The sequence below is a fragment of the Cryomorpha ignava genome (assembly GCF_010686655.1).
Classification (GTDB): domain Bacteria; phylum Bacteroidota; class Bacteroidia; order Flavobacteriales_D; family Cryomorphaceae; genus Cryomorpha; species Cryomorpha ignava.
On sequence record NZ_JAAGVY010000012.1, the window covers coordinates 44,241 to 56,996 of the forward strand.

General features: G+C 40.4%; 12 protein-coding genes. 4 read left to right on the forward strand and 8 right to left on the reverse strand.

Annotated elements, in window-relative coordinates; genetic code table 11:
* Positions 1-16: 16 nt before the first annotated feature.
* The 5 genes from G3O08_RS08510 to G3O08_RS08530 form a co-directional block, all read right to left on the reverse strand.
* Positions 17-790 (reverse strand): ABC transporter permease, encoded by a 774-nt coding sequence (locus G3O08_RS08510; RefSeq protein ID WP_163284876.1) that lies wholly within the window; start codon positions 788-790, stop codon positions 17-19.
* Positions 780-1,634, reverse strand: coding sequence for an ABC transporter permease (locus tag G3O08_RS08515; RefSeq protein ID WP_163284878.1), 855 nt, complete (start codon positions 1,632-1,634; stop codon positions 780-782). The genes G3O08_RS08510 and G3O08_RS08515 overlap by 11 nt, the downstream gene beginning before the upstream one ends.
* Positions 1,624-2,847, reverse strand: a complete 1,224-nt coding sequence (locus tag G3O08_RS08520) for an ABC transporter substrate-binding protein (RefSeq protein WP_163284880.1) — start codon at positions 2,845-2,847, stop codon at positions 1,624-1,626. Before G3O08_RS08520 ends, G3O08_RS08515 begins: the two co-directional genes overlap by 11 nt.
* Positions 2,848-2,905: 58 nt before the next feature.
* Positions 2,906-3,616 (reverse strand): TIGR04282 family arsenosugar biosynthesis glycosyltransferase, encoded by a 711-nt coding sequence (locus G3O08_RS08525; protein ID WP_163284882.1) that lies wholly within the window; start codon positions 3,614-3,616, stop codon positions 2,906-2,908.
* Between the two features lie 212 nt (positions 3,617-3,828).
* Complete coding sequence (locus tag G3O08_RS08530; protein ID WP_163284978.1) at positions 3,829-4,404, reverse strand: DUF3109 family protein; 576 nt, start codon at positions 4,402-4,404, stop codon at positions 3,829-3,831.
* A 148-nt stretch (positions 4,405-4,552) separates the two neighbouring features.
* On the opposite strand from G3O08_RS08530, the gene G3O08_RS08535 reads away from it, so the two are divergent.
* Complete coding sequence (locus tag G3O08_RS08535; RefSeq protein ID WP_163284980.1) at positions 4,553-6,097, forward strand: glycine--tRNA ligase; 1,545 nt, start codon at positions 4,553-4,555, stop codon at positions 6,095-6,097.
* A 697-nt stretch (positions 6,098-6,794) separates the two neighbouring features.
* On the opposite strand, the gene G3O08_RS08540 is transcribed toward G3O08_RS08535, so the two are convergent.
* The gene (locus G3O08_RS08540; RefSeq protein WP_163284884.1) at positions 6,795-6,956 is read right to left on the reverse strand and encodes a hypothetical protein; all 162 of its coding nucleotides are present in this window, start codon (positions 6,954-6,956) and stop codon (positions 6,795-6,797) included.
* 363 nt (positions 6,957-7,319) lie between these two features.
* Here G3O08_RS08540 and tssD point away from each other — a divergent pair, with 363 nt between their 5' ends.
* The 3 genes from tssD to G3O08_RS08555 all read left to right on the forward strand — a co-directional run bounded on the left by tssD (position 7,320) and on the right by G3O08_RS08555 (position 8,856).
* Positions 7,320-7,709, forward strand: coding sequence for a type VI secretion system tube protein TssD (tssD, locus tag G3O08_RS08545; RefSeq protein ID WP_163284886.1), 390 nt, complete (start codon positions 7,320-7,322; stop codon positions 7,707-7,709).
* Between the two features lie 70 nt (positions 7,710-7,779).
* Positions 7,780-8,094, forward strand: coding sequence for a hypothetical protein (locus tag G3O08_RS08550; RefSeq protein WP_163284888.1), 315 nt, complete (start codon positions 7,780-7,782; stop codon positions 8,092-8,094).
* A 45-nt stretch (positions 8,095-8,139) separates the two neighbouring features.
* On the forward strand, positions 8,140-8,856 hold the full coding sequence (locus tag G3O08_RS08555) for a hypothetical protein (RefSeq protein ID WP_163284890.1): 717 nt from the start codon (positions 8,140-8,142) through the stop codon (positions 8,854-8,856).
* Positions 8,857-8,898: 42 nt separating this feature from the next.
* On the opposite strand, the gene G3O08_RS08560 is transcribed toward G3O08_RS08555, so the two are convergent.
* Positions 8,899-11,859, reverse strand: a complete 2,961-nt coding sequence (locus tag G3O08_RS08560; RefSeq protein WP_163284892.1) for a tetratricopeptide repeat protein — start codon at positions 11,857-11,859, stop codon at positions 8,899-8,901.
* A gap of 39 nt (positions 11,860-11,898) precedes the next feature.
* On the reverse strand, positions 11,899-12,735 hold the full coding sequence (locus tag G3O08_RS08565; protein WP_163284894.1) for a hypothetical protein: 837 nt from the start codon (positions 12,733-12,735) through the stop codon (positions 11,899-11,901).
* Positions 12,736-12,756: the final 21 nt, after the last annotated feature.

Sequence of the window (12,756 nt, forward strand, 5' to 3'; positions counted from 1 at the left end):
TTGACTTCTAAAAACACTATATCAGTTTGTTAAAAACATATCTTTTATTGATGTAAAGCAGCAATACCGGCGGAAAAATCAGCAGGCAGCAGCTCAATGCGCCGTAATAAAAATTGGCTTCTTTAATGAATAAGAACACTTTGATCGTCAGCGTTTGCACCTTTCCCACACCAATTATCGACGTAAGTCCGTACTCGAACCACGAAATCAAAAATGTTTGAAAAAAGCAGATGAGCAACATTCCTTTTGCGAGTGGTAGCAGCACTTTTAAGAAAGTCTGCCTGCGGTTTCCGCCCAAAGTCGCCGTCAATTCTTCATACTGACGAATGCGTTCATTCCAAAAACTGCTAAAGAATATCAAGGCGTATGGAAAAGCGATCATAAACTGTGCGACGATCACACCTGTAGCACTTCCAAAAAGACCAGTCATTAGAAAGAAATAGCTTAAACAAGCAGCAAAAACAACCGGAGCCAGAATATATGGAAAGTAGGTAAGGAGTGTAAAAAGGCGCTTTCGCGGATGGTAAGAAACCGAGCGGCTAATTAAAAACCCGGAAAGTGTTGATGTAAATGCGACTGAAAGAGAGATTACTATCGACAAGACAAAACTTGAAATCAAACCCGTTTCTGACGAGAAAATTTGCGTCCAATTTCGCAAGCCAAAATAGTTTGGCAACACATCGGGAAACCGCCATTCTGAAGCCATCGAGAGCAAAACCATATACGCAAACGGAAATACGATGAGCACGACCAAAAGAGTCAATATGAAAGGCTTCCAGCTAAATTTCATTGAGCGTCATTTTTTTCCGTGAGAAAAGAGCGATGGCGGCAAGCGAAACCACAATGGTGTAAATAACGGCCACTACGTAGCCTTCAGAAATTTTGGAGAGATCGTACTGATTCAATTCGCGGATTATGAGCACCGAAAGCATTTGCGGCGATTCCTGTCCGAGAATTAAAGGCACTTCGTAAGCACCGAGTAGAAAAATAAAATAAAGCGCAATCAGCGTCCATGTTTTGCGAAGGATAATCGGAATTGTCACTTTCCAGGTAACCTGCGAACTATTCGCGCCAAGCGAAAAGGCAAGTTTGGACAATTCTTCAACCCGTTCGTTTTTATAGACATTCAAAAAAAGCAGCACAAAAAACGGCATAACCACCGTGATAAATGTGAGCATAATGCCAATGGACAATTGGTCGTTAACCAGATCAGGAAAGAATCGCACTTTGGTAATCCATCCAAAACTATAGGCTATTCGCGAGAAAAAACCCGCTTTTGAAAAGAGCTGAAATGTGAAAAATGCCGCCACAATTCCCGGAATGGCAAGGGGCAAATAGATGATAAAAGACAGAAATCGCTTATTGAGTTCGCGGGTAAATTTGAGTGCTACCCACATAGCAATACTCACCGAAAGCAAAACAGAAATTGCAGCAACAACAGCGCTATAACCAAATGAACCCAGCACTTCTCCCGATGCAAAAACCGATTTCCAAAAGGCAAGGGTGAAGCCAGTATTCAAAACGCCAACCATGCCAAAACTGTAAAGCAGGGCATAAATAAATGCTGCACAGAAAGGCACTACGCCGATCAGCACAAAAAAGAGCAAACCAATATTTACCAACTTATTTTTCAATCACTTCGGTTCTAAAATCTTCGAAAAGATTAATCATGTATTCTGGCGCAGGCTCCTGAATGGCTTTTTGCGCCATCACTTCCTGGTCTGGCGAATATTTTCGCTTGGGCACATTTTCAAATTTCTGCTTCCACTCTTCCGGCAAGAGATCCATATCCAAAATCGTTCGAGACTCGCGTCCACTGATAACTTTTCGGTTGTACTGCCCTTCCGGCGACATCATAAAGTTGATGGCGACCATTGCACCTGCTTTGTTTCCGGAGTTATAAGGGATTCCAAGAAAATTGGAGTTTAATACAGTTCCGTTATCCCAAACATAAGCGCGAGTCGATTTTGGATACAATCCCTGCTCAACTTTGCTTTCTACCCCACCTTCGCTAAATCCGTAGATAAGACCGAGCTCACCTGTTGCAAACATCTGATCCATTTTGGTATGCTCTTTCGGGAAATTGGTTCCTTTTTTCCAGAAATACCGCTTATTACTATTGATGAAATCCCAAAGTTGTTTTGAAAGCTTGTCGTATTTAACCTGATCGAAAGGACCATCTAAACTCCCTGGCGAACCACCAAGCTCGGCCATAAAAACCTTGAGCAAAGTCATTCCAGAAAAATCGTTTGAAATGGTAAAAGAGCCGGGATTCGCCTTGATGTAAGTTTCGAGTTCAGTAAGATTTCGCGGTGGCACAGCCGTTCTCGCCGTATCGTACACCAGCGCAAACTGCCCCATTCCCCACGGTGCTTCCATGTATTCTATGGGCTGCTGAAAATCTACGCTAATAAATTTATTATCGAAGTTGACATATTCTGAACTTGGTAGTTTCTCTACAAATGGCCCCCAGAGTCCGTCAATTTTTCGCAGTTGGAAAAACGTTTCGCCGTTTATCCAAACCATATCTACCTGTCCATCATCGACGTTAGCCTGCTTTTCGCCCATCACAAGTTTCACAATTTCAGGACCTTGTCCACCGCTGATTTCCAAACGGATATCGTACTTTTCTTTTAAGGTAGGAACCAGATAATTATTGATGTACTCATTTAGCACGGGGCTGCCCTGCCACATCATAAATGCAACTGTTGAGCCTTCGGCTTTTTTCTCAATTTCTGACCAGGAATCGTGTAGAATGTCGGTTTCCGGCACTGTGGATTCATTAACGCATGAAGACCACAATAACCCAATGAATGCAAGTTGCAGACACAGCTTTATACTGTTCATTTAAATTTAAAAAAGGGGTAAACTAAAATGTTTGATTTTGGCTGGTTAGCTCAATTGCCTATGCAAAGGCAAGGCCTACAGTGGGCGGACCGCGAAAACGGGAATTGGTAAGCAAAAATGAATCGGGGGTTGATTCATTCATTATTCTATAAAACCGGTTAGAATGCGATTTTAGTAAAGAAATAAGATGTTTGAAAACATATTGGAAACTACAATCTTTCAGTAAAATCTTCAGATCGTTGAGTGAATTGATATCCCGCAGCGTTTCAAGAATGTTTGGCGATTGATCTTTCCCGATCAATTCGCGCAAAGCCGAAAATAATCGACCCGATTGCCAGGGAAGATTCTGAAATTCTGACTTATCGAATGATTCGCGCGTAAGGCCTATCAGATAGGTGCCGCCGCGAATAGAAGCGCCAAGCACCGTTTTTCCCGAAAGGAGATCCCGACTCACTTTTTGCAAGTCGATATTCACAATTTCGGGGGAGTCGTTGCCAATGGCAATTACACCCGAATACCCGCGATCAAAAACATCTTGGTAGGCATTAGCAAAGCGTTCGCCAAAATTTTTGCCGCGTTGGTTGCCTTCGTGAAAATGAAATACTGGAAGCCCGGCGTTTTTGAGAAAATCGCTCGACTGATCAATTAGAGCGCTTGCAACAGCGGTATTTCCCTGACGATTTGCTGATGCAAACCAGGTTTTTTTCCGGCTTTCTTCTTTCGCATTTCTGCTAAAGAAAAGTAGTGCTATTTTATTATTTCTACTCATTAATCGGGTTGCGAGAGCTTACAATTCAAAGACTTTGTAAGCTTACAACGCCAATGATAAGGAATCTCGTTTAAAAACTACGTTCACTGCGAAAAAATAGATTTTTAGAAGGGGGGTTTTTAGGAGCGTCGAAAACCTTAACCTCGAGATGAAACTTTGAATTTATGTTGCCTCGCGATAAATCGACGAGTCTACACAATACTCAATACCCTTTACTTAATACTATTGATATGCTCATCCGCCGCTTCCATCTTCTCAAAATACTCCGCTCCAAACTTTCTAATAATCGGTTCTTTCAAAAACTTAAAAACCTTTACATCCAGCTTGGCTCCACATACGCGTGCAGGATCGCAAACTGGCCAATAATTATAATTAACTGCCGTAAAATCTTTCAACTTATTAATCCGAATAGGATATAAATGACAGGAAATAGGTTTTGGGAAATCAATCTTCCCATCGCGATGCGCCATTTCAATTGTGCATTTGGCTATACCATTGTTGTCGAATTGTACAAAAGCACATTCGGCATCATCTACTAAAGGCGTTACATATTCACCGTCGGTGTCAATAGTAAAAACACCCGTTTCTTCCACACGGTCAATTCCTTCCTGGCGCATATAAGGCTTCACTTCGTCCAGAATTTCTTCCAGAATTGCAATCTCTTCAAACTCAAGCGGAGCCCCGCTATCTCCTTCTACGCAACAAGCACCTTTGCATGCCGAAAGATCGCATAGAAAACGTTTTGAAAAAACGTCGTCCGAAACTAATGTATTGTCTATTTCTACCATTCTGCAAAGATAATCAAGATAAGCATCGTATTCCATTTCTACATTTTTAGTTAACCCTAATTAGTGTATTTTTGCCGCCGCGATCCCGCAAGGTTATCTCAGTTTTAAATGCTGTGGTTTAGCCTTTCGGCAAATGAAAACAACTATTATGAAGCCACAGGACGACCTGCTTAAAAAGATAATTGGACACTCAAAAGAGTACGGATTTGTGTATCCGTCAAGCGATATTTACGACGGTCTCAGCGCCACTTACGACTATGCTCCTTATGGTGTAGAGCTCAAAAACAACCTACGCGCCTACTGGTGGGCAGCGATGGTAAAGCTAAATGAAAACATTGTTGGTCTCGATTCCGCCATTTTTATGCATCCCACTACCTGGAAGGCTTCCGGACACGTTGATGCGTTTAATGATCCGTTAATCGACAATAAAGACAGCAAGAAAAGGTACCGCGCCGATGTGCTTATTGAAGAGCATGCAGAAAAGTATGAAGTAAAAATAAGGAAAGACATCGATAAAGCAGTAAAACGCTTTGGCGATGACTTTGACGAAATTCAGTTTAGAGCTACGAACCCCAATGTGCTGCGCAACCAGGAAAAGATTGACGACATAAATGACCGCTACAAAGCTGCCATGGACAAAGATGACCTGACTGCTGTAAAAGAACTTATTGAAGATTTGGGTATTGCAGATCCAGAAACGGGATCGAAAAACTGGACCGATGTACGCCAGTTCAACCTGATGTTTAAAACGGAACTAGGCTCGGTCGCTGGCGAATCGAGCATTATCTACCTTCGCCCGGAAACAGCCCAAGGTATTTTTGTGAATTTCCTCAACGTGCAAAAAAGCAGCCGTATGAAAATTCCATTTGGAATTGCTCAAACGGGTAAAGCATTTAGAAATGAGATTATTGCACGCCAGTTTATTTTCCGAATGCGCGAATTTGAACAAATGGAAATGCAGTTTTTCGTAAAACCCGGTACCGAACTTGAGTGGTATGAAAAATGGAAAGAAGCGCGTATCAAATGGCACAAGGCGCTTGGACTCGGCGATGAAAATTACCGTTTTCACGATCACGTAAAGTTGGCTCACTATGCCAATGCTGCCTGCGATATTGAATTCGATTTCCCTATGGGCTTTAAGGAGCTTGAAGGGATTCACTCGCGTACCGATTTTGACTTGAAAGCGCACGAAAAGCACAGCGGCAAAAAATTGCAGTATTTTGATCCTGAAGATAAGGAGAGCTACGTACCTTACGTTGTAGAAACCTCCATCGGGCTCGATCGTTTGTTTCTGGCTACGCTAACAGCAGCTTATGTAGAAGAAGAGCTGGAAGATGGATCGAACAGACTTGTTCTGAAAATTCCACATGCGCTTGCGCCAGTTAAGGCTACAGTACTTCCGCTTATCAAGCGCGACGGTCTTCCCGAAAAGGCGCATGAGATAATGGACATGCTAAAGTTTGATTTCAATTGTCAATACGATGAGAAAGACAGTATTGGGAAGCGGTACCGCCGTCAGGATGCAATCGGAACGCCGTATTGCATTACTGTAGATCATGAAACACTCGAAGATAATATGGTAACCATTCGCGAACGCGATACGATGACCCAAGAGCGCGTAGCAATTTCAGATCTTACAAGAATCATAGGCGAGAAAGTTTCTATGAATACGCTTTTGCGGAAGCTGGTATAGTATTTACCATAAACTTTCTCAAAGTGAGAACTTAGCACTAACGGATCGAAGCACAAACTCCGACCCGGTTCGGTGTCGCATGTTTGTAGTAAATTATGAAACAGAAAGTCCTCTCGACCCTGTAAGCGGTCGCACAAGTCACCAAGCCAATAATGTTTTGGAACCACTTCGCTTTATTGCAACGACTTCGTGCGGTTATGGTGCAAGATGCAGATGTGAGGAGTCATTCGGAATTTCAATTGCAACGTTCCGGTTATCGAATTTGAACAAAACAAACACCCTCGAGGTCGATACCCCGAGGAGCGGTAAAAAGGATTTAGATCAAAAATCATTCGTGCATTCGTGGCCTTTAAACAACCATTTAAACAATCCTTTAAACAACCGCAACCAGATTCTCCCTCGGGGTCGATACCCCGAGGAGCGGTATAAAGGATTTAGATCAAAAATCATTCGTGCATTCGTGGCCTTTAAACAACCCTTTAAACAACCGCAACCAGATTCTCCCTCGGGGTCGATACCCCGAGGAGCGGTAAAAAGAATTTAGATCAAAAATCATTCGTGCATTCGTGGCCTTTAAACAACCATTTAAACAACCCTTTAAACAACCGCAACCAGATTCCCTCGGGGTCGATACCCCGAGGAGCGAAACGACCGACTGGATACCTGATTTGGGTGTCCTGGGACACCCGGCTTAAAATCAGCAACCCGTAACCACCTCATTTATTGATTCTTGCGAAATAGATGTTTCTGCGATTGTCGAAAACACCTTAGAAAATTTGTCGATAATTTGCCGCTGTAGCTTAGCTGCTGCAAATCGAATGATATTTAGCACAAACTCCGACCCGGTAAGGTGTAGCATGTTTGTAGTAAATTATGATGCAGAAAGTCCTTTCGATACTGTATGCGGTCGCACCAATTGAACCGAGGTATCCAGCTAAAGTATGAGTGGCATTTTTTTCTTGAATGATAGCTGTGTTTTTTTACCACGGGACCTATTCAACTTATGGATTCGTATTGCACCAAAACTAGAGATCTCGTTATTATAAAAAGACCTACTTAATTATCATTTAGAATATAAACGCACTTCATGACTTCAAAACTGTCGTTAATCCCCTAAAACCCCAATCTGCTGTATTTGAACACTATTGAGCTAGCACTACACCGTATATTTGTTTCATCAAAAAATTAATACAAATAAATTACTAACTAAAATCAAATTATTATGGCATTTAGAGCTGACCTTACCATTGACGGAAAAACTTACAGACTGCTACACTGCAGCTATTCACTACACAGAGATGTAGATCCTACCGGCCGTCCTTCATCAGAAGTAAAAGGTGGAACGATTAATTTTGAAATTGAATCTACAGAAGATACCTCACTGTGGGATTTAATGATCGCACAATTCAAAAACGTAGATGGAAACATCATTTTTAAGAAGCGCGATGAAGACGCCAAAATGAAAGAAATGACTTTCAAAACAGCGTATGTAATTGACTATGCCGAGAGCTTTGACTCAGTAGGAGGAAACCCAATGACCACAAGGTTTACCCTTTCGGCAAAAGAAATACAACTCGGTGCTGAAGTTCATGAAAATGAGTGGCCGGTGTAAGCAACCATTTACATAAGTTCGCGCGCGAAGGAGCGCGACCTTTCCTTTTTCTAACCAAAAACTTACAAAAATGATTTACTATTATCACTACACAGCTAGAAAGAATATAGATAAAATTTTTAAAAATGGTGTATTCAAATCAGATTCAAATTATACGAAAGATGAATATTATAATGCCAGAAACGCAAGTATGTACTTAGGAATTCCTATAGAAAGTGTAGAAGCTGTTCTCAAGTTTGCGGATGACGGCTATTTCATCAATCGAGGTTTGGTTGCTGATTCTAATCGATATTTGGGAGGTGGTTCACAATATGAGCATCGCAGAGGAAACTTAAAACCCATAGCTTTAAGAAATATTCAAAGTACTAACTGGGAAAATTTATAGCTCTCCGCCTTTTTCTCAAGTTACTCTAACCAAACCACTACCGCAATGAAATCAATAACCATAGCCAACATTAACACTCAGCAGCATCAAGGCATTCTGTCAAAATATATTACGTCAAAAGCAATCTATCTCGCTACAAAAGTTACGCTAGAAAAAGCCGGATTGTTTACCCAGGTGTTTAGTCTTGGAAATTGCGATGGATTAAAAAATATTGACATGGATATGCAAATATTCAGAGAAGCCAAGAAAACAATTACTCAGGAAGTTAAAGACGACCTGACTAGAATTTCTAAACAAGGCAGAAACTGCTTGCCTAACTATCACAAATACCTCACCATAGTATCTGTGAGAACCACCAATATTAAAAAGGAGCTGGACATAGTTCGTAAAGGAGTTATCCAATACAACCACAATCAATCTAAGTGGGCAAGTTTATTCGGTAAACTTTATTCTACAATAAAACTGTCGGCAGATGTTGGTATAGAACTTCTTTCCACTCGGGTTGGCTCGGCAGGCATGGCCATATCTTACATGTACGGATTGGCTTCTGAATTAGCAACAACCATCGCCGAGGCTGACAAAGCAGACTTCTGGAGTTTCAGCGGCTCGCTTGCAGCTCCTCACCTTCTGGCTTGGGACCAATCTATCAAAATGGTAAAACAACCCACTCTGGGGGTGAAAGTTATCGGTGGCGGCTTAGATGTGCTGCCTTATGTTCTAATCACCGCAGGGTTTTTAGATAATCTGGCGAAATTTGAGTAAACAGAAACACCCGTATTACATCGCAGTGCCGAGTGAGATTAATTATTTCTGCTTTTTGTATGCTTTCAGTTTCTTTTGAACGTCTTTTGACTTGAAGTAATTTTTAAATCTAGGTTCATTTTCAAATTGCTCATAATCTACTCTCAAAGAGATTGCTTTCGTCAGATTTGCTAAAGACGACTCCTTGTGATTCAAATTGAACTCTGCCATGCTCAAACCGAAGTAAGGATCTGGATTGGTAATATCAAGTTTAACGGCCTCCTCAAAATTAGATTTTGCATTGGTTAAGGTACTTTCTATCACCCCCGAGCTCATTCCCGTTTCACGTGCTTTTTTAAGATTTATTAAACCCTGAAGATAATTGTGTTCTGAGGTGCCCACAAACTCATTGTTTCGCGAAACGACCAAGTTCAAATTTGAAGACGCCTCCTTTAATTCATTTAAGGCAATAAATGTTCTCGCTTCGTTCAATAAATCTTCTTCCGATATTGATTTTTCATATTTAAATCTCAGTTGTTGAAATTCCTTCTTTGCTTTTTTATAATCCTCAAGTTTATAGTATGCAAGCGCAGTTGAGCTAAATACTGCATAGTCATCATACCCCTTAGAAAGGGCTTCGTCAAAATACTTAAAAGATTGCTTAACTTTTTTAGGATTTGCCAAATAAGTAAGACCCATCTCATAGTATCCTTCTCCCTTTTTCGGATACACCCTTATAGCCTTTTTTAGTTGGTCTTCTGATAATTTGTACTTGCCTTCTTTTCTGAAACACTGTCCAATGCGTTTATTTACAGAATAAATCATTTCCTTATCCTTTCTTTTCCCCAGCCTCTCAAGCGCATTCTCATAATAAATTCTGGCAGACACAATTTCTCGATCTTCGGCATAAAAGGTTTCTCCCAGTTCATAGTTTGCGTTATAATTATCCTGAATTTTGAGCAAGCTATAAAGGCTTTCTTTCGATTCTCCATAATTATGCTGCGCTCTGCTTACCAGTCCTTTTACCAAATATCCATTCGTGCTTTTCTCTCCAGACTGGTTTATGGCCGCGTTAGCAAAAACAAGAGCCCGATCAAAATTATTTTTTTCATTGCCCATATCATAATAACATCTGGCAGCCATGCCCCATTCAGCATAGTACTCTGGAATATGGCCGGCCATGACAAACATTTTTTCATAGCTTTTGGCAGCTTCATAATCTAGCATTGTCGTATTTCTATTATGAATGGCCCTGCCCTGATAGAGGGTTATAAGGCTATCTAACATATTTTTCGAGGTATTATCTAATGATTTATTGGAGTAATTCTTTACATACTTTCGGGCATCGGGATTGTTCTCTCCATTTCTTTCAAGACTTGCATAAGCAGCCAGGATTGATGCTTGCGGAAGACTATCCAAATACAGTAGATTATCTAAGTTCCGTAAGGCAAGCGTATAAGCCTGATTTCTGATTTGTATCTCGGCCAGCCTTAGAAGTGCTTTTTGATTATTTGGATCATAGCTCAGTGCCTCAAGAATATCTTTTTCAGCCTTGTCAGCTTCGTTATTTTTCAAGTACTGCCCACTGCGCATCACAAAGTAGTTTGGGTTTTTTGGTTCAAAATAAATCAAATCGGCCAGGTAGCCCAGCACTACATCGCCGCCACCTGTGCCAGATTCAATCAACTTTAATTTAGGCAAGGCAAATTCTGATCGGCAATCTATTGCCTTCTGAAAATAGTTAAGTCCCGGCTCGTTTTGCACCAAGGCTATTTGTCCCAGAAAATAATATTTCTTAGCCAAATCTTCGTTTTTATCTGAACTTGTGCATGTTACAGAATTCACATCGCGCAAAAGCTCATCTTTAAAATGCTGTCTGAAAAGCTCATTATCCACCTTTCTCTGACTGTCATTCCAGCTGTTTTGCGCTTCAATTATTTCAGTCTGCTGATCTTTTATTTGTCTCGAATTATCATATTTCCGACTATTGAGATCTGTCCAAAAGCCAATTGCTTTCTCGTTTTCTGCAGCTATTTTTGAAGCTTCATCATAGTTCCACGTGATGAAAGCATTTGCAGCACGCTCATAGTTTTCTTCAATTTTTTTGGTCAGATCTTCACTTAAACTAGCCTTATATTCTAGAAGAATCGGATTGTTCCGCTGTAGTTTTTCCGCTTTAGCAAATTCTTCAGCCGACCCAACAACGTCGTGGCGCATTTTTGCCATATCGTATTTTTCCAAAATAGAAAATAACAGAGCTTCTTTACTATCACGTTTTTCTTTGGCTCTTCGCAGCGTTTCTTGAAATGCCTCATCGCTCATCATTTCCATATTATCCATTGAGCTACCGCTTTTTTTCCATTCAAAGTATTTCTGGCTCAATACTGCAAGCTCTTCTTTCAGCATAAAATCAGGCTGCCTTTCAGTATCTAAAAAAACGACAGAGCGCATCTTTAAATCAAACCGTTGAGTAATGGAATCGCGGGTAGCGACAAAACTTGCCAGTTTTATGAATGGCTCCGTTTTAAGCGTATCGCCTTCTACATTTACAAAGTACTGCTCATAGGCGCCATAAAGCTCATACTGATGATATCCGGTGTTCTCAGGAAAAGTGAATTTAAACGATTCGACCGGAATCAGAATTTGATTAATAGACGGATCGACTTCGTAGTTTAAAGCATACTTACTAATAGATATCGGATTTCTATTTTGGAGATAGCTTAATGGTCGCGAATAATCCATATCTGATATAACACGTGCATTTTCTTTTTCTTCAAAAGCGTCGTAAATGTAATTGTAAACAGTGCTTTTCGCGTCTTCAGGTATATTGGCGTGCAGGCTATTTAAATCGCCTATTAATCTTACGGTTAATTCCTGTGCCTCACCTACAATATACGGAATCTCGTAGTCAGCAATGGTATCTTTTTTAGCATTTGGCTGAGCCAGTAGTTCAGATGAGCAAAGCTGAAAAGCAAAGAGGGCAGTACTCAGTGATATCCACAATTTATTTGAAAGACGGTTCATATCTTGAGGTTTTATGTGATTATTCTATAGCTTTTTTTCCTAATTCGTATTATTGATCCCCAATACTTGCTTTTGGTAAAGTCTTTTTTCAAGAAATGAATCCACAGCTTTTACTTCAGAGATTAACCATCCTGTGTTTAAGCTATAATCTTGCGGAACATATTCCACTTTCATAATCCACCCGGAAATTTGAAGGAAATGGTACGTTATTCCTGTCTTTATTATCACATCCGTAACAGTTTTCCCGGCAATTAAATTGAGGTATTTGTCTGTATTAGATTCTTTTTGACTATCGGACACTACGCTCTGAAAAAGGGTTGAAGATGACAATGCTGAATAAAGCTCTGGGAAATACGTGGCGTGGCTGCTCGCCGAAATGTAAAATTTGTCATGAGATTCCATCTTTTCAAGCGATTTTGATTTGATTCCCACAATTGACCATTCTATGGAGTAATCGCTATTCATCTGAATTTCGAGTGTAATCGTCATATCAATTGGTATGCTATCAACAGTAACTTGTGCAGGAACAGTTGCATACCAGAGGGCATCGTAGATATCAATATGCACTGGCCTTTCTGAATCTGAAACGTCTTCCACAAAATTTTCCCTGACCGAGTCGAGAGATAAAGTAGTTTTGCGTTTATTAAACAGCGCATTTAGCACTCTCTTCCTATCCACCTTTTCTCTTGGATAAGTAATTTGAACATATTTATAGAATTGTGACTCTTCATCAAAATTAAACCGATCAATAAACTCCTCTATATGATTTACATGAGTTTGAACTGCCTCAGTAAAATTATCTTGGGCATAAAGATTTTTCGGGATAAATCCAGATGCGATCAAAACAATACCAATATAGATAATGATCTTTTTCATTTTGTGTAACGTCATTTTTTG